Source organism: Frankia sp. AvcI1, from assembly GCF_001420875.1.
GTDB lineage: Bacteria > Actinomycetota > Actinomycetes > Frankiales > Frankiaceae > Frankia > Frankia alni.
In genome coordinates, this window is sequence record NZ_LJFZ01000016.1 from 1 (window position 1) to 17,317 (window position 17,317).

A 17,317-nucleotide genomic window follows, 5' to 3' on the forward strand; every position below is an offset into this window, starting at 1 on the left:
GTCCCGGGCGCCAGGCCGCGGGCGGCGGGCGCGCTGGCCGGCCCGCGACGCGCGGCGTAGGAGAGGTCGGTGGTCGGGGCGCCCGTCGACCAGCCCGCCGCAGAGGCGGCCGGGCGGTGTCGGACTCGCTCCCGGGGCGGCCCGGCAGCGCCGCGCCGCCTGCCGCGCCGGTACCCGGGTCCATCCGGCCGTCCGGAGCCGTCGTGCCGCTCGGAGCCGTCGTGCCGCTCAGGGCCGTCGTGCCGCTCAGGGCCGTCGTGCCGCTCAGGGCCGTCGTGCCGCTCAGGATCGCCGTGCCGTCCGGGGCCGCCGTGGCGCCGGCGACCGGTGGGGGGGCGCCGCCGGCGGAGTCGGCGGCGCGGCGCGCGCCCGGCCGCAGCCGGCGGGCGAGGCGGATCACGACGGCCAGCAGCAGCACGCTGACCGCGCCGATGGTGATGGCCGTGGCGATGGCGCCGTAGACGGTGGAGCGGACGAGCACGCGCGTCGGGGGATCGGTCGACAGGGCCTGGCCGTCGAGGTTGAGGCGGCGGATCTCCAGCGGGAAGGTCCCCGCTCCCTCGGCGTCCACCTCGATCTCGATCTGGGCCTTCTGCCCCGAGGGGAGGGTGCGGGTCTCGCGGGCCGGCGAGCGGAGCCGGGAGTGGGTCGAGGAGAAGGCGAGCACGACGGTGACCTCGAACTTCGTGTTGTTCTCGAGCGTGATCGGCACCAGCCCGTGCTTGCTCGTCAGGTTGACACTGCGGGAGGCCACCACCTGGATGCCGTTGCGGATCGCGGACACGTCCCCGTCCACCTGCTGGCTCAGCGACACACCGTCGACCATGCGCCCCCCGCGCCAGGCGACGGAGGTCGCTGTGACAAGTGCGTCGCTCATCGGGTTGACCCTGTCGACCTGGCAGGTGGGAGGGGACTTGAGCGGTGGGCAGAGTACCGGCCCCAGCGCCCGCGCCTCGTCACGGACGCTCGTGACCGCGTCGAGGTAGGTGGCGGGCAGCTCCCGGGCCTGCGCGTCGGCCGGGTAGACCAGCGCGCCGCGACGGGGCGGCGGCTGGTTCTGACCGGCGCCGCCGTCGAGCGGGACCGGCGTGGAGTAGTCGCTGTCGATCGTCCCCAGCACCTGCCTGGCCCAGTCGTCCGTGGGGGGGGCCCAGTCCCGTGGCAGGGCGAGGACCTGGAACCGGGGTTCGGACCTCTCGGCGGTGATCGTGGCGAGCTCGGCCCGCAGGTGCGCCAGGACGCCCCCGGCGCTGGGCCCGTCGGCTCGGCCGTCGAAGGAGGTGGCGATCTCGGCGAGGCGGTGGTCGGTGGCGAGCGCCCGGATCGGGCCGGCCGACGTCGGCAGCTCGTAGGTTGCCGACGGTGTGTAGGTGGCGCTGGACCGGGGGCGCAGCGAGCGGTCGTCGAGGAGCACGGTCCCGACCTGCAACTGGCGCAACACGTCCACGGTGGCGGCGTCGGCGAGCCCGTCGACGGGGTAGGCGACGCGTTCCATCTGCCGAGGGTCTCGTTTCAGCAGGGCGGCCAGCACGACCTGGCCAGTGTTGACGGCGTAGCTCACCGTGTCCAGCTTCTGGGCGTGGACCAGGGCGGCCAGGTCGGCGTCGCCGTAGGGCAGGGCGAAGACCGCGCCGCCGGCTTCGGCGAAGCCCCTGATGTCGTTGAGGAACTGGGCGGCGCTGGAGCTCTGCGTCTCCTTCACCCCCTCCGCGCCGCCGCCGGGGCTGGCGTAGTGGTAGCCGTCCGGGTTCGTCATGGCCTGCAGCGCCTGCACCAGCGTCGGGTCGACGGCGAGCGTGACCGCGGGCCGGCCCTCGGCGGTGACGGTCGTGCGGGCCGCGTCGAGCAGTCGGTACAACCTGCCGCCCGGCTTCACCTCGTCGGCGAGCACGTTGTCGGTCAGCAGGCCGTCCGAGCGCAGGCGGGGCTGGTCGGCGAGCGGCAGGACCACCGCCACCGGGGTTCGCTGCTGCTGGCCGGACGAGCGGACCACGAAGGTGTACGCCGCGCCGAGCGGACTCGTGGCCCTCCCGCCGATGGAACCCGTGACCAGGACCCGCAGCGGGTAGGCGCCGGCCCGCGCCGGCGGGGCCGCACCACCGAGGTCTCCGGTGATCATGAAGGGAACCGGATCGGTGCCGCGGACGGGCGGATCCGTCAGCGGCTGTGAGCGGTCGCCGCTCGCGAGGGCGAGCTGCNGGGTGGTCAGGGCGCGGGCCGCGACGGTACTGCCGGCCAGGGTCTCGAGCTGCCCGCGGGAGGTCACCGGCGCGGAGCCGATCCACAGGCTCATCCGCAGGTCGGTCAGGGGCTGGTCCGCCGAGGTGGCCAGCGTCCCCTGCACGGACACGACGGACGAGCCGGCCGGCGGTGCCTGCACCTCGGTGAGGGTGACGGTCACCGGGTTGCCCGCACCGGTGGACGACGGCGTCGATCCCGATGAAGAAGGTCGTGAATTTCCCGGTTCGTCTGTGGATGAAGCTGTGGAAGACCGTGGTGATCCTGTGGATGAATCCGGTCGGGCGATCCGTTCCACGAGCCCGCCGCGGATCGCCGCGCCCGCCGCGGAGCCGCCGGCCACCGGGACGACGAGGGCGAGCAGCGCCAGGGCGGCGAGCCGGGTCGCCCAGCGCCGGCCGCCGGCGGCCGAGCGCCGCCGCGCCCGTAGCGCGGGCCGGTGCGGCGCCGTCATGCGGTCGCGGCCAGCACGACGGGCACCTCGTCGAGCAGGCGCCGCTCGTCGGCGTAGGCGAGGCGCCCGGCGACCTCGGCCAGCGGGACCCAGGCCACGGCATCCACCTCGATGTCGGCGTCCGACAGCGAGCCGACGCTGCGCAGCAGCAGGAAGTGGTGCACCGTCTTGTGGATGCGTGTCCCCCCGGCGACGAACCAGAAGTCGATGGTGCCCAGCCGGCCNAGGACGGACCCGGTCAGCCCGGTCTCCTCGCTGACCTCGCGCACGGCGGCCTGCTCGGTGGTCTCGCCGGCCTCGACGTGCCCCTTGGGCAGCAGCCACAACAGGCGCCCATGGNGATCCCGGCGGGCGATGAGCGCGGCGGAGGCGTCCGTGGAGCACTGGTCGAGAATGAGGCCGCCCGCCGAGGTCTCCTCCACCCGGGGCAGCGGAGCGCGACCGGTAGAGGAGGTCGACGGCGGCATGGATTGATCGTACGAGGCGCGGGTCCCCCGGCCGGCCCGTGTGCCCGCAACGTCCCGGTTGTGCCCGTTGCTCCGGGTGGTCGCAACCGCGCCACCGCGGCCGCGATGTGATCGTCCCCAGTCCGTCCAGGTGCCGGTTCACCGCGTCCAACCCCGTAACCTGAAGGTGTGTCAGTGATCAGTCTGGACAACCCGCGCGACTCGGCCGAACGGGTGGTGAGTGAGCTGCTCAGGGTGCCGCCGGCCGCGGACGAGCTCGGGCGCGTGTTCGCCGCGCACGGCCACCTGCTGCACCTCGTCGGCGGGTCGGTCCGCGACGCCCTGCTCGGCCGGCCCACCACGGGTGCCACGGGCGCCGGCGGCGCCCCGGCCGACCTCGACTTCGCCACGGACGCCCGGCCCGAGCGGGTTCTGGAGATCACCCGGGGCTGGGCGGAGGCCACCTGGGAGGCGGGGATCGCCTTCGGCACGGTCGGGCTCGCCCGTCGCGGCCTGCGCTTCGAGATCACCACCTACCGCAGCGAGGCGTACGACCGGCAGTCCCGCAACCCGCAGGTCACCTACGGCGACAGCCTGGAGGCGGACCTGTCCCGCCGGGACTTCACCGTCAACGCGATGGCGGTGTCGGTCCCGGGCCACGACTTCGTCGACCTGTTCGGCGGGATGGCCGACCTCGCCCGCGGCGTGCTGCGCACCCCGGCGAGCCCGGCGGCGTCGTTCGACGACGACCCGCTGCGCATCCTGCGCGCGGCCCGGTTCGAGGCGACCCTCGGGCTGACCCCGGTGCCCGAGCTGGTCGAGGCAATGCGCGCGCGGACCGAGCGGCTCGCGATCGTCTCCCCCGAGCGGATCCGGGACGAGCTGCGCAAGCTCCTCCTCGCCGCCGATCCGGTGGCGGGCCTGGAGCGGCTCGTCGAGATCGGCGTCGCCGACATCGTGCTGCCCGAGGTCGCGGCGATGCGGATGGAGATCGACGAGCACCACCAGCACAAGGACGTGTACGCGCACACGCTGACCGTGCTGCGCCAGGCGATCGCCCTGGAGGAGCCGGGCGCGCCCGACGAGGTGCTGCGCTGGGCGGCGCTGCTGCACGACATCGGCAAGCCGCGCACCCGGCGGCACATCCCGGGCGGCCGGGTGTCGTTTCACCACCACGAGGTCGTCGGCCGGGACATGACGCGGCGCCGGCTGGCCGCCCTGCACTTCCCCAAGGACGTCACGGACGCCATCTGCCGGCTCGTCTACCTGCACCTGCGGTTCCACGGCTACGGCGAGGGCGAGTGGACGGACGCGGCCGTGCGTCGCTACGTCCACGACGCCGGCCCCCAGCTCACCCGGCTGCACAAGCTGGTCCGCTCCGACTGCACCACCCGCAACCGGCGTAAGGCGGCGGCGCTGTCGCGTACCTACGACTCGCTGGAGGAACGGATCGCGGACCTCGCCGCGCGGGAGGAGATCGCGGCGATCCGGCCGGAGCTGTCCGGCGACGACATCATGGCGCTGCTGGGGCTTGCCCCGTCGCGCCTGGTGGGCCAGGCCCGCGCGCACATGCTGGAGTTCCGCTTCGAGTGCGGCCTCGTCGGACGCGAGGCGGCCGAGGCGGAGCTGTTCCGGTGGGCCCGCGAGCACGAGGTGCCGATCCCGGACGCCTGACCGCCCGACCGGGGGACGACGCGGCCGGGGGCAGCGGGCGCTGTCGGCGCTGTCGGGGCTGTGGGGCTGTGGGGCTGTCGGGGTGGGTCAGCTGCGGCTCTCGGCCGGCCCCGCCGAGATGATCGGGTTGATCCGTCCGGTGGAGTCGGTCGGATCGACCGGGTCGGCGGGACCGCCGGGCGGGGGAACGGCCGGATGCGGCCTCGGTGGTCCGTCGCCCACGCCGCGGATCACCCGGTCCTCGGGATGCCGGCGGGCGGCCCGGTAGTACACCAGCCCGGCCAGCGCGTAGCCCAGCCCGGCGACGACGACCACCGCNGCCGAGNGGCCGTCGTCGGGCAGGACGACGGCGGCGAGCGCCGCCGCGGCCACGAAGGCGACGTTGAACAACAGGTCGTAGAGCGAGAAGGCGCGGCCGCGGTAGGCGTCGTCGGTCTGCTCCTGGACGATCGTGTCCACGCAGATCTTGCTGGCCTGGGCGGAGAACCCGAGCAGCGCGCCGGCGACGATGAACAGGGGAGCCCTGAAGGGCAGGCCGAGCACCACCTCGACGACGCCCCCGAACACCAGGACCAGCGTGATCCAGCTCGATTTCGGCATCCGCCGGGTGGCCCGCGGGGTCACGAGGGCGGCGGTGACGGTGCCGACCCCGCTGGCGGTCACGACGGCGGCGAGGCCGGTCAGCCCGCCCTCGCTGCCGGTGAAGTAGTTGCGGTACAGCAGCACCGTCATCACGAGGACCAGCCCGTAGGCCGCCCGCGAGCTGGTCAGCGCGGCGAGCGCGCGGCGCGCCGGGCCGTGGCCGGCGAGGTAGCGGGCGCCGTCGACCATGTCGGCGACGACCTCGGTGGCCTGCCGCCAGGCTCCCTGCCAGGGCACAGCGACCACGGGCCCGAAATCGTCCCGGCCGGAGCGCGCCGCCGTCACCATCGCCAACAGGTAGGCGATCGCCGCCAGGCCCGCGACGAGGGCCACCGTCCGGTCGTCGCCGCCGACGAGGCCCCGCACCCCGCTGCCGAGGCCGGCGCCGAGCAGGGTCGCGACGGTGCCGGAGGTGACCGACAGGGCGTTGGCGGTGACGAGGCGGTCGACGTCGACGACGACGGGCAGCCCGGCGGACAACGCCGCCAGGACGAAACGGTTCACACTCACCGACGCGAGCGCCACCGCGTAGAAGTCGACGCCGGTACGCCCGGCGGCGATGAGGACCACCAGGATGGNCATGAGGACCATCCGCACGAGCGAGCTGACCACGAGCACCCGCTGGCGGGACGTCCGGTCGAGCACGATGCCCGCGAACGGGCCGATCACGCTGAAGGGCAGCACGACGATCGCCAGGGACGAGGCCAGCNCCCCCGCGGACGTCGCCCGCTCGGGGGAGAACAGCACGTAGCTCACGAGGGTCGCCTGGAAGACGCCGTCGGCGGCCTGGGAGGTGAGCCGGGCCGCGTACAGCATCCGGAACCCGCGGCCGCCGAGCAGCTCGCGGAGGTTCGCCGACCATGCCACGCCTGTCAGCGTAGGGCCACCCGGCCCGACTCAGGTCACCGGTGCTCCTGCGNAGGCCCGGTCGAGCCGGTCGCGGCGTGGCCGGGTGGTGCCGTCGGGTTCGGCCGCCCCCTCCGGACGACCGAACCCGACGCCCCGATCAGCCCTCGTTGCGGATGAACGCCTCGACCTTGTCGCGGGCCTCGTTGTCGCGGTACTGCTCCGGCGGGGACTTCATGAAGTACGACGAGGCGGACAGGATCGGCCCGCCGATGCCCCGGTCCAGGGCGATCTTGGCGCAGCGCACCGCGTCGATGACCACGCCGGCGCTGTTGGGGGAGTCCCAGACCTCGAGCTTGTACTCCAGGTTCAGCGGGACGTCGCCGAACGCGCGACCCTCGAGCCGGACGTAGGCCCACTTGCGGTCGTCGAGCCAGGCCACGTAGTCCGACGGCCCGATGTGCACGTTGTCCTTGCCGAGGTCGTGGGAGACCTGGGAGGTCACGGCCTGCGTCTTGGAGATCTTCTTCGACTCGAGCCGGTCGCGCTCGAGCATGTTCTTGAAGTCCATGTTGCCGCCGACGTTGAGCTGCATCGTGCGGTCGAGGACGACGCCGCGGTCCTCGAAGAGCTTCGCCATCACCCGGTGGGTGATGGTGGCGCCGACCTGCGACTTGATGTCGTCGCCGACGATCGGCACGCCCGCGNCCCGGAACTTCTCGGCCCACTCGGGGACGCCGGCGATGAACACCGGCAGGCAGTTGATGAAGCCGACCCCGGCGTCGATGGCGCACTGGGCGTAGAACTTCGCGGCGTCCTCGGAACCCACCGGCAGGTAGCAGACGAGCACGTCGGCGCGGGACTCCCGCAGGGTGGCGACGACGTCGACCGGCGTCTCGTCGGACTCCTCGATGGTCTCCCGGTAGTAACGGCCGAGGCCGTCGAGGGTGTGCCCCCGGGAGACGGTGATGCCCAGCGGCGGCACGTCAGCGATCTTGATGGTGTTGTTCTCGCTGGCGACGATGGCCTCGGAGAGATCGCGGCCGACCTTCTTGGNGTCCACGTCGAACGCGGCGACGAACGTCAGGTCGGAGACGTGGTAGTCGCCAAGCGTCACGTGCATCAGCCCGGGGACCTGCGCCGACGGGTCGGCGCCGCGGTAGTACTCGACCCCCTGGACCAGCGAGGCGGCGCAGTTGCCTACGCCGACGATGGCGACACGTACCGAACCCATGACGGTCTGCTCCTTAGCTGCGATTTCTATGGAAGTGGAAATATTCGGGGCATACGGCCCGCCGCGGCGCCGCCCACCAGCCGAAGGGCAGGGAGCGGGCGCCGCTGCGCGGTGCCACTCACCGACCGGCCGGAACCTCACCGTCGGGGTCCGGGCCGGCCTCGGCCGGGGCGTGCCTGTTCCGGTCGCGCGCGTCGCCGTCGTTGCCGCCGTGCGTGCCGTCGAGATAGGTGCCGCGTCCGTCCCGCCGGGCCGTCCGGCCCGCTCGGGCCGGCCTGACCGGCCGGCGCCCCGTCCCGCCGCCACGAGCGGGAGGGGGGAGCGTGCCCGGCTCCGATCCTGTGGATGGCTCCGATCCTGTGGATGGAGCTGTGGACAACCCTGTGGACGCTGTGGACAACTGTGGTTCCGTGAACCCCGCCGGGGCGCTGGCCCGCTCCGTCTCGATCAGCTCGTTGAGCCACCGGACCTCGCGTTCCACCGACTCGAGCCCATGGCGCTGCAGCTCGAGCGTGTAGGTGTCGAACCGCTCGACGGTCCTGGTCAGGGCCGAACGGACCTTCTCCCGGCGCTCCTCGAGCCGGCCCNGGCGCCCCTCCAGGATGCGCAGGCGGACGGCGGCGTCCGTCTTCGCGAAGAAGGCGAACCGCACGCCGAACATCTCGTCCTCCCAGGAGGACGGGCCACCCTCACCGAGCAGCTCGGCGAGCTTCTCCTTGCCCTCGCCGGTCAGCGTGTAGACGACCCGACTGCGCCCGCCGAGCCGGGTCGTCGCGCTGACGTCGTCCGCGGTGACGTACCCGGCGTCCGCGAGGCGGCGCAGGCAGGGGTAGAGCGAGCCGTAGCTGAACCGATGGAACGCGCCGAGGACCGCGGCCAGCCGCTTGCGCAGCTCGTAACCGTGCATCGGGCTCTCGGAGAGCAGGGCGAGAACCGCCAGTTCCAGCATGACCCACCCTCCTTCGACCGTGCCCGGCCGCAGGCCTGATCGCCTCGCGGTCTGCCGCCTCGCTGCGTGGCGCTCCCGGCTGTGCGGCGCTGCCCGCTGCGTCNCGCTCGTGCCGTCGCCCCGTACTGCCGAGTCGATACTGTCGCGCCGACATATCGAAGCGATACATCGAGGATAGACGTCTCGGGACGAGCGCCGCAACCAGGAATGACCATCCGGCGACCAGGAGATGACACAACGACACCTCCACCTCCGGGCGGCGTCGCGGCGCGGCCCCTTCCGCTCGCGGCCCGGGGCTGGCGTGACCCGGTCCCCCGTGATCTCGCCGCAGCCGGCGGCCGCCCCGGGAACTGCCTGGTCGCAGGGGTGATCGGGGTCCAGCCCAGGCGAGGCCCACGGGCCCGCGGGACCGGGCTGAGGCTGGCGGTGCCCACCGGGCGACCTCGCCGTGAGTAGGGGCGGCGTCACAGTGTCATCCGGCTCACAGTGGTCGCGGCCCCGCCCGGGGAGCGCGGGCCCGNCCGTCGCGCGGGTGGCGGCCGGCAGTCCGTTCGGTGACCATCTGTCCGGACCATCTGCCTGGAACACGTCCGCGGCGTACCGTTGGAACATGCGGTCGCGGTCGGTCATCGACTACGCGCTCGCCCGCCGGGCGACGCTCGCGGATCTGTTCGCGGGGCGGGTGTCCTCGCTCGACGTCTGTGACGCGCACCCGTACCTGCTGCGCGCCGCCAAGTACCACGGCGAGCCGACCAGCAAGCGGTGCCCGGTCTGCCGCGGTGNCGATCCGCTCATCCACGTCACCTACACCTACGGTGACGAACTTGGGGAGAGCTCCGGCCGCGTGCGGGCGACGAAGGACCTCCCGGCGCTCGCGGCGAGGTACAGCGAGCTGCGGGTCTACGTCGTCGAGGTGTGCCGTCCGTGCGGGTGGAACCATCTGATCACGTCCTACGTGATCGGCACCGGCGAGCCGAAGGCGAAGCGCCAGCACCGCCGAGCCGCCGACACCTGACGGCGGCGTTTCCCGCCCTCCCCNGCTCCCCTCCACCGCGTCTCTGCGCGCTCCCCTCGAACCCTCTGTTCTCCGGCCGCGCCGCGGCGCTGGGCGCTGCGACGCGACGGCGCTCCGGGCGCCCTGCGCGAGCGGGCGGAATCTGGCGTGAGATCCTGGTCTGCCATGTGGGTGTCGCGACGGGTCCAGGCGTGGTGCCGACCACGAGTGGTTCCGTTTCGTGACCTTGCCGGGGTGAGCCCGGCGGATGGCCCGGTCCTGTCTGNTCGGCCGACTCCTGCCCAGGGCCTGAGGNCGTCGACCTCCCCCACAGCCGGGTTCCGGCCGGATCGGACCGGTGGGGGCCGGACCTTCGGTAGCGGTCGGGGGTGCCGGCCCGTCCCCTGTGGCGGAGCGGCGACCGGGGAGTCCCAGAGCGACGGATGGAGCGGTCGGTGAGCTCTCCCTACGACCGAGGCGCCTACCGGGGCGGCCCGGATGCGGACCCGATGCGGTCCGAACCCGGCCAGCCTCAGGAGGCGTCCCCCGATCGGGCCAGGCCCGACCGGATTGCCCGAGCCGGCCAGCCGGATCGGCCGGATTCGCCTGCCCGGGCCGGCCACGACGGCCCGCCGTCGGTCGACCGCCCCCGCGGCGAGCGCACCGCCCTGGTACCGGCGGCCGGTCGACCCGCAGCGGGACGCGGCGAGCGCACCGCGCTGGTGCCGCCTGCCGGATCCGCCGGGCCTGCCGGGCCTGCCGGATCCGCCGGGCCAGCGGGAGTTGCCGGGCCAGCGGGAGTTGCCGGGCCAGCGGGAGTTGCCGGGCCACCCGGAGCCGGCGGGTCGCAGGGAGTCGTCGGGTCGCAGGGAGTCGTCGGTCGGGCGGGGGCGGCCGGTCCCGCCGGACGTGTCGGGGGACCGCCGCCTCGTGCGGTGGCTCCCGTCGAGGCGGCGCAGCCCGACCGGCGCCCGGGTGCCGGCGCCGCGGCGATCCCGACCGCCGGCTGGGTACCCGACCACGGCTCGGTGGCCCGGGCCGCCGGTCGTGGGGTGCCGCCCGGTCCCGGTCCCGATCCCGTCGCCGACGAGCGGGCCGGCCGCGCGTCCGGGCGTGGTGTCTCCTCCGAGCGTGGTATCTCCCCCGAGCGGGGCGCCGCCCCCGAGCGGGTTGCCAGCCCCGGGCGGGCACCGGAGCGGGGAACGCCCGACCGGGGAACGCCCGACCGGGCGGCGGTCGAGCGGTCGCTGCCCGGCGGCGCACCCGAATGGCCCGCGACCCGCGCGGCGGGCCGGCAGACACCATCCGACGCACCCGGCCGCGTCGCGGGAGCCCCCCGTGATCCGGCGACGTTCCGCGAGACCGGCCGGCCTCGCGACGCGGGAGCCACCCGCGCGGTCGCGGCCGGGCCGTTTGTCCCGGCGGTGGACCCGAGGGGTGGCGCCCGCCCCGATCAGCCGCCCGTGGGCGGGGACGGAACCGATCCACGTCGCCGGGCCGACCGGCCGGCCGGCGACGAGCCCGCCGTCCGCGGCGGGCGGGGACGGGAGCGCACGGGGGGTCGGGGTGTGCCGGACCGTCGCTCGGGTGGGATGCCCGGAGCCGGCGACCGTGGTGGGCCCGAGCTGGACCGCCCGTCCGGCCCACCGCCGCCACCGGCGGGACGCGATCGGGCCGCAGGCGCGCCGCGGACCTCGGCGAAGGTGAACACGCTCTACGACACCGTCGACCAGGCGGCACTGCGCCGGGTCGACGTCAGCGAACGCACCGCCGATGCGACCGTCTACCGCAAGGTGACGGCGGAGCAGGCTGGGCGAGGCGCGGCGGACGGTGCCGGGATGACGGAGGTGACGCCGGTGCGCCGGGTCGCCGGGCGGCGCCGTGACCGGCCCACCCGGGCGACCGAACGGATGGCGTTGCGGGTCGGCGAGCTGGAGGCGGCCGAGGGCCGCACCGGCCCGGGGGGATCCGGTGCCCGCCGGCCCGCGCCCGCGCCCGCGTCCGCGCGCACCGGGCCGGGGCGCGGGGCGCCCACGCGCTCGTCCCGGGCGGCGATGGGAGGTCCGGACGGACCGGGCGGACCCGACGGGCCCGGCGGCCCGGGCGGCGGTCGTTCCCGCCGACCGGGCGAGGGACGTCGTGGCCCGAAGTGGTGGCGGCGGCGGCCCCGCTGGCTGCGCCGGCTCGTGCTGGCCGGGGTCTTCTCGTCGATCCTGCTGTTCGCCGCCGGCGTCGCCGTCGTCTACGCGGCGACCCGGGTGCCGCTGCCCGGCGAGGTGAAGACCGACCAGACTTCGATCATCTTCTACGGCCCGCCGGCCGGGTCGAACCAGGGCACCGGCGACGAGCTCGCGCGCATCGGGACGGTGAACCGCACCGACGTGCCGCTGGCCCAGGTGTCCAAGGACATGCAGCACGCGGTGCTCGCGGCCGAGGACAAGAACTTCTACAGCGANCCCGGCATCTCGCCGAAGGNCATCGCCCGGGCGCTCTACGTCAACGTCACCGGTGGCGAGCTCCAGGGCGGCTCGACGATCACTCAGCAGTACGCGAAGAACGCCTACCTGAGCCAGGAACGCACGTTCAGCCGCAAGATGCGGGAGATCGTCCTCGCGGTGAAGCTGGACCGCAAGTACTCCAAGGACCAGATCCTCGAGTTCTACCTGAACACGATCTACTTCGGCCGCGGTGCCTACGGCATCGAGGCCGCGGCGAAGGCGTACTACAACACGACGGCCGCGAACCTCACGGNCCAGCAGGGTGCGGTGATCGCGGGCCTGATCCGATCGCCGAACTACCTCGATCCGGCGAAGAATCCGGGCCCGGCGGCCAACCGCTGGCATGACGTCGTCGCGACGATGGCCGCGAAGGGCTGGGCGCCCGCGTCCATCACCGGCGAGCAGCCCCCACCGGTCGCCGCCATGGCGAGCGACTCCACCACCACCTCCGCCCAGGTCGCCTACATCCGCGACGAGGTGAAGCGTGAGCTGAAGGCGGGGGGGATCACCGACGACCAGATCAACCGCGGTGGCCTGCGCATCACCACCACGATCGACAAGGGTCGCCAGATGGCCGCGTTCAACGCGGTCACCAGCGTGCTGAGCACCGCCTATGCGGCGGTGCCGGATCTGCGGACCGGCCTGTCCGCGGTCGAACCCGGGACCGGCCGCATCCTTGCCTGGTACGGAGGGTCGCTCTACGGCAAGGATGCGCAGGGCCGCGAGCAGTACGAGGNCAACGTGGCCANGGCGCAGGTGCAGTCCGCGTCGACCTTCAAGACGATCACCCTGGTGGCCNCGCTCCAGAAGAACATCAACCTGAAGTCGACGTTCGCGGCGCCCGCCAAGGCGGTTCTCCCCGGTTACGAGGTCGGCAACGACGAGAGCGAAGGCGGCGACCTCGGCTACAAGAACCTCATCNAGGCGACCGCCGCCTCGATCAACACCGTGTTCGTGCCGCTCGGCCAGAACATCGGCGTCAACAACGTCATCTCCACCGCGCGCAACCTGGGCATCCGTGACTCGACCACGTTGGAACCGGTTGCCGGTATCACCCTGGGCAAGGACAACGTCTACCCCATCGACATGACGTCGGTCTACGCGGTCCTCGCCAGCAACGGGGTGCGGGCCAAACCCCACATGGTGGACAAGGTCGTGGACGGCAGCGGCCAGGTGATCTACTCGGGTGCCGACCAGAACGCGAAGCAGGCCATCCCGAGCTCGGTCGCCCGGGACGCGACCTACGCGCTGCAGAGCGTGATCACCGATCCGAGCGGTACCGGGCACCGGGCCGCGCTCGCCGGTGGCCGCGAGGCCGCCGGGAAGACCGGTACCTCGACCGACTTCCGGTCTGCCTGGTTCTGCGGATACACGAAGGAGATCGCCTCCTGCGTCGACATGTTCCGCGGCAAGGGCCTGAACACCGACCAGCTCAAGGGCATCCNGGGTGCGGCGGACGGGGTGTACGGCGGAACTCTGCCGGCCAGGGTCTGGAAGGCCTTCATGGACGCGGCCCTGCAGGGGGTCCCGAAGTCGACGTTCGACCCGCCGGCGTTCGGTGGACTGGTCCAGGACAACGAGCCGGACCCCACGCCCACGCCGACGGACACTCCGAGCGCCGCGCCGACGTCGGGCCTCACCGATCTGCTGGGCGGCCTGTTCGGCGGGAACGGCGGCGGCCAGCAGCAGCAGCCGCAGCAACCGCAGCAGCAGCAGCCGCAGCAGCCCGGCGGTGCGAACCGCCCGAACGGTTCGCCCAGACCGACGGGGCTCTTCGGGGACCCTTTGGGGTGACCGGTGGGCCGACCGCGCCGGCGGGTTCGGGACATCGGGGTGTCGTCGAGATGCGCACCCGCAATCCCGAATCCGCCGCGGCGGGGGGTGGTCCGTCCACCGGTCCGTCCAGCGGTTCCGCACCCGGGACCGCTTCTCGCGCTCCGCGCGGGTGAGGTCGGACGCCCGCCTGGCCGTGTACCACAATGACCCGCATGGCCACGACACCGGCGTCTCCCGCCCGCGTCAGCCCGGCCCGGGAGGACCCGGTCGTGGCGGGCGCGAGCCAGCTCATCGGCGGGCCGCCCGGCGAACACGCGGTCCTGGCGGACCGGCGGACCTGGCTGACCCCGCTGCGCGTGCTGATGGCCCTGGTCATCGTGGCCAGCGTGCTCGGCTACACGCAGAAGATCGGCTGTCGGGACACCCGCACCTGGACGCACGAGCACCAGTACAGCGCGCTGTGCTACTCGGACGTCGTCGCCCTCTACAGCCAGGAGGGCCTGGTCGACGGGAAGATCCCCTNCCTGGACTNCCCGACGGAGTACCCGCCGCTGATCGGCGCGGCGATGGCCCTCATCTCCTGGCCCGCGGGCCACGCCTCCGGCCCGAAGGCGGTCTACCGGGACGACAACGGCCGCCGGGTGTTCGACCACTACACGATGGACCGGCGCTCGGCCGTCTTCTACGACCTCACGGCGCTGCTGTTCATGGTCGCCGCGTGCGTGGCGGTGCTCTGCACCGCGCTGACGGCCGGATCCCGGCGGGTCTGGGACGCGGCGCTGTTCGCGCTGGCGCCCGCGCTGGTCCTGCATCTGCTGACGAACTGGGACATCCTCGCGGTGGCGTTCGCGGCCGGCGGTCTGCTCGCCTGGTCCAGACGGGCACCGCGGCTGGCCGGCCTGCTGCTCGGCCTGGGCATCCTCACCAAGCTGTACCCGGTGCTGTTCCTGCTCGGGCTGGGCTTTCTCTGCCTGCGGGCCGGGAAGATGCGGGAGCTGGCGAAGACCGTCACCACGGCGATCGTGACGGTGATCGTCGTCATCGTGCCGTTGTGGCTGTCCGCCGGCTACTTCAACGAGCAGGGCAACAAGGTCGGCGACAGCATCTGGACGACCTTCTGGCGCGGCGGGGACTGGCTGCGCCTGGTCGGCGGGGGCCCGGACGGGGCCCGCAACGGTCTCGCCCGGTTCATCGACCTGAACTCCGACCGGGGCGCCGACTGGGACTCGGTGGCCTTCGGCGCGACCTGGCTCGCCGACCGTCACGACCCCGCCTGGTTCGGCCCGTTGCACCTGGTGGTCTGCGCGGTGACGGCGGTCGTCGTCCTGGCGGTGGCGGCGGCGCTCATCGTGCACCGCCCGGACACCCGCCGCCTCGTCGCCGCCTCGGCGGTGGCGGCGTGGGGGACCGTCGCGATCGGCGTCCCGCTGGTCCTGCAGGGCATCCGCGAGCACGGCCTGCCCATCGGGACACTGAACATCATCACCGCCGCGACCCTGGTGGTCGCGGTCGTCGCGATCGGGCTGCTCACCTGGTTCGCGCCGCGCCGGCCGCGGCTGCCCCAGGTGCTGTTCCTACTGGTCGTCGCGTTCCTGCTGAGCAACAAGGTCTTCTCGCCGCAGTACACGATCTGGCTGCTCCCCCTGGTCGCGCTGGCCCGGCCGCGGTGGCGGCTGTTCCTGCTCTGGCAGGCCTGCGAGGCGTGGGTCCTGTTCACCCGCTTCATGCATTTCATCTACAACGACACCCAGGGCCGGCGCGGGATCGACCGGGGCTGGTTCGTGGGCGCGGTGGCGCTGCGCGACCTGGTGCTGCTCGTCCTGGCGGCGTTCGTGGTGCGGGAGATCCTGCATCCGCGGGCGGATGTGGTGCGGGCCGACGGGTCGCTCGACCCGGCCGACCGACTCGCCGTGGATCAGCCGGCGGCGGGGCTGGACCCGGACGCGGTGGACGACCCGGCCGGAGGCTTCCTGGATCACGCGCCTGACGTGCGCGGTGGCTGGCGGGGCCGGCCGACGAGGCCGGCGCGTGGCGTCCCGGAGCCGGCAGCCGTCACGGCCTCGCCGGCAGCCGTCACGGCCTCGCCGACCGCGGTCGACGCGTCGCCCGCAGCGGGGCCGGCAGGCGAGTCCGCCCCGCGGCCGGAGCTCGCGCCGCTGGAACCGGGGGCGCTGTTCCGGCCGCGGCAGAACCGGTCGGACACCCTCGACAGCCCGGACCCCGACGGAAGCGGATCCGCTGGTGGCTGAGGCGGCCTCTCAGGATCCGTCCGCCGACGCCGCCGAGCCGTCCCACCCGGCGATCCCATCCGGTCGGGGCCATCTGGCCGAGCCGGAGGGCACCTCCGCCGCGCGGAATCCGTCCGCTCGGGGCATCCACACCGCCCGTGCGGCCTGGTCCCGCCTGCCGGAGTCCGTTCGGGCCACGCTGCCGCTCTGGCTCGGCAGCCGGATCGCCGTCGCGCTGCTCTCCCTCGCCGCCGCGAGGGCGCTGACCTCGCGCCCGGCCCGCGACGCCCCCGGGCTGCGCACCCTCTGGGACCACTGGGACGTCGGCCTGTTCACCAAGGTCGCCCGGTACGGCTATCTCTCCCCCGCCTACTCGGACCGCACCGAGGTCGACTTCCCGGGCCTGCCGCTGGCCATCCGCCTCGTCCATCTCGTCGTGCCGGACTGGATCGTCGCCGGTCTCGTCGTCTCCCTGCTCGCCGGCGCCGTCACCGCGGCCGCGCTCTGGCGGCTGGCCGCGGACGAGGTGGGGGCCCCGGCCGCGAGGTTCGCCGTCGTCAGCCTGATCTCCTTCCCGTACGCGGTGTTCCTGTTCGCCGCCTATTCGGAGGGGCTGTTCCTGGCGTTCGCGACGGCGTCCTGGCTGGCCGCCCGCCGGCAGCGCTGGTGGCTGGCCGGCCTGCTCGGCGCGGGGGCGGCGAGCACGCGGATCAGCGGCGTCGCCTTCGGCGTGGCGCTCGCCGTGCAGTACGTCGTCGGCCGCCGTGCCGCGGGACGGCCGGTGTTCGCCTGGCCGGCGCTCGCGCTGGCCCTTCCGCCGATCCCCGTCCTCGCCTACCTGGGCTACCTGCGCGCGCGCACCGGCGGCTGGGGGGCCTACACCGACGCCATGCGCGACGGCTGGCATCGCGGCACCGACTGGCCCTGGTCCGGGTGGGCGACCACCTGGTCGTCGGCGACCGACGGCAACGGGGCGTCGACCTTCGTGTGGTTCTGGCGGGGGGAGCTGCTCGCGGTGGTCGTCGGCGTGCTGCTGACGGTCGTCCTGCTGATCGGCCGGAGGNGGGGGGAGGCGACCTTCGTCGGCGTGATGACCACGATCATGGCCTGCACGAACTACTACGCCTCGGGGATTCGCGGAATCCTGGTCGCCTTTCCGCTCTACCTGCTGCTCGCGCGGGCTGCCGCGCGCAGTCCCCGGGTCGCGCCGGTGTACCTGCTTCTGTGCGCCCCCGTGATGGCGACGCTGGTCATCGCCTTCACCCAGGGCCAGTGGGTCGACTGACCCGGCGACGTGCCGCATGTCGGCGCGGTGGTACGACCCTGCGGGCGGGGGAT

The 17,317-nt window shown here is 73.8% G+C and carries 5 protein-coding genes and 21 pseudogenes; 13 read left to right on the top strand and 13 right to left on the bottom strand.

The features are described from left to right. The 5 genes and pseudogenes from UK94_RS17110 to UK94_RS55530 form a co-directional block, all read right to left on the bottom strand. Positions 1-2,198, bottom strand: a 2,198-nt coding sequence (locus UK94_RS17110) for a DUF6049 family protein (protein ID WP_235488359.1), incomplete at both ends; no start/stop codon positions are given. A 1-nt stretch (position 2,199) separates the two neighbouring features. Then, a pseudogene (locus UK94_RS55515) lies at positions 2,200-2,692 on the bottom strand (hypothetical protein); the annotation flags it as partial. Beyond that, positions 2,689-2,916 (bottom strand): annotated as a pseudogene (locus UK94_RS55520) (NUDIX hydrolase); the annotation flags it as partial. The pseudogenes UK94_RS55515 and UK94_RS55520, both read right to left, overlap by 4 nt. 1 nt (position 2,917) lies before the next feature. After that, positions 2,918-3,031: pseudogene (locus UK94_RS55525) on the bottom strand (NUDIX domain-containing protein); the annotation flags it as partial. 1 nt (position 3,032) lies between these two features. Next, positions 3,033-3,159, bottom strand: a pseudogene (locus tag UK94_RS55530) (NUDIX hydrolase); the annotation flags it as partial. Positions 3,160-3,333: 174 nt separating this feature from the next. On the opposite strand from UK94_RS55530, the gene UK94_RS17120 reads away from it, so the two are divergent. Then, positions 3,334-4,812, top strand: coding sequence for a CCA tRNA nucleotidyltransferase (locus UK94_RS17120; protein WP_041939999.1), 1,479 nt, complete (start codon positions 3,334-3,336; stop codon positions 4,810-4,812). A gap of 87 nt (positions 4,813-4,899) precedes the next feature. Here UK94_RS17120 and UK94_RS55535 read toward each other — a convergent pair. The 8 pseudogenes from UK94_RS55535 to UK94_RS55570 all read right to left on the bottom strand — a co-directional run. Further along, positions 4,900-5,130, bottom strand: a pseudogene (locus UK94_RS55535) (MFS transporter); the annotation flags it as partial. An 8-nt stretch (positions 5,131-5,138) separates the two neighbouring features. Continuing rightward, positions 5,139-6,032, bottom strand: a pseudogene (locus UK94_RS55540) (MFS transporter); the annotation flags it as partial. 132 nt (positions 6,033-6,164) lie between these two features. Beyond that, positions 6,165-6,321, bottom strand: a pseudogene (locus UK94_RS55545) (MFS transporter); the annotation flags it as partial. A 139-nt stretch (positions 6,322-6,460) separates the two neighbouring features. After that, a pseudogene (locus UK94_RS55550) lies at positions 6,461-7,007 on the bottom strand (inositol-3-phosphate synthase); the annotation flags it as partial. Between the two features lies 1 nt (position 7,008). After that, a pseudogene (locus UK94_RS55555) lies at positions 7,009-7,356 on the bottom strand (inositol-3-phosphate synthase); the annotation flags it as partial. Position 7,357: 1 nt separating this feature from the next. Then, positions 7,358-7,534 (bottom strand): annotated as a pseudogene (locus UK94_RS55560) (inositol-3-phosphate synthase); the annotation flags it as partial. A gap of 118 nt (positions 7,535-7,652) precedes the next feature. Then, positions 7,653-8,121: pseudogene (locus UK94_RS55565) on the bottom strand (PadR family transcriptional regulator); the annotation flags it as partial. Position 8,122: 1 nt separating this feature from the next. Beyond that, positions 8,123-8,483, bottom strand: a pseudogene (locus UK94_RS55570) (PadR family transcriptional regulator); the annotation flags it as partial. 610 nt (positions 8,484-9,093) lie between these two features. Here UK94_RS55570 and UK94_RS55575 point away from each other — a divergent pair. The 12 genes and pseudogenes from UK94_RS55575 to UK94_RS55630 all read left to right on the top strand — a co-directional run. After that, positions 9,094-9,265: DUF5318 family protein (locus UK94_RS55575; RefSeq protein ID WP_235488429.1), on the top strand; the 172-nt coding region annotated here is incomplete at its 3' end. A 1-nt stretch (position 9,266) separates the two neighbouring features. Beyond that, positions 9,267-9,498, top strand: a pseudogene (locus UK94_RS55580) (DUF5318 family protein); the annotation flags it as partial. Positions 9,499-11,531: 2,033 nt separating this feature from the next. Next, positions 11,532-11,932, top strand: a pseudogene (locus tag UK94_RS55585) (transglycosylase domain-containing protein); the annotation flags it as partial. Positions 11,933-11,953: 21 nt separating this feature from the next. Further along, positions 11,954-12,228 (top strand): annotated as a pseudogene (locus UK94_RS55595) (biosynthetic peptidoglycan transglycosylase); the annotation flags it as partial. Between the two features lies 1 nt (position 12,229). After that, positions 12,230-12,711: pseudogene (locus tag UK94_RS55600) on the top strand (glycosyl transferase); the annotation flags it as partial. Between the two features lie 13 nt (positions 12,712-12,724). After that, positions 12,725-12,773, top strand: a pseudogene (locus tag UK94_RS55610) (hypothetical protein); the annotation flags it as partial. Position 12,774: 1 nt separating this feature from the next. Continuing rightward, positions 12,775-12,896 (top strand): annotated as a pseudogene (locus UK94_RS55615) (hypothetical protein); the annotation flags it as partial. A gap of 1 nt (position 12,897) precedes the next feature. After that, positions 12,898-13,419 (top strand): annotated as a pseudogene (locus tag UK94_RS55620) (penicillin-binding transpeptidase domain-containing protein); the annotation flags it as partial. A gap of 535 nt (positions 13,420-13,954) precedes the next feature. Further along, a pseudogene (locus tag UK94_RS55625) lies at positions 13,955-14,273 on the top strand (hypothetical protein); the annotation flags it as partial. Between the two features lie 10 nt (positions 14,274-14,283). Continuing rightward, positions 14,284-16,000, top strand: a 1,717-nt coding sequence (locus tag UK94_RS17150; protein WP_235488361.1) for a glycosyltransferase 87 family protein, incomplete at its 5' end; no start/stop codon positions are given. Next, on the top strand, positions 15,993-17,042 hold a 1,050-nt coding region (locus tag UK94_RS17155), incomplete at its 3' end, for a glycosyltransferase family 39 protein (RefSeq protein ID WP_235488363.1). The genes UK94_RS17150 and UK94_RS17155, both read left to right, overlap by 8 nt. A 1-nt stretch (position 17,043) precedes the next feature. Continuing rightward, positions 17,044-17,264 (top strand): annotated as a pseudogene (locus UK94_RS55630) (hypothetical protein); the annotation flags it as partial. Positions 17,265-17,317 lie beyond the last annotated feature (53 nt).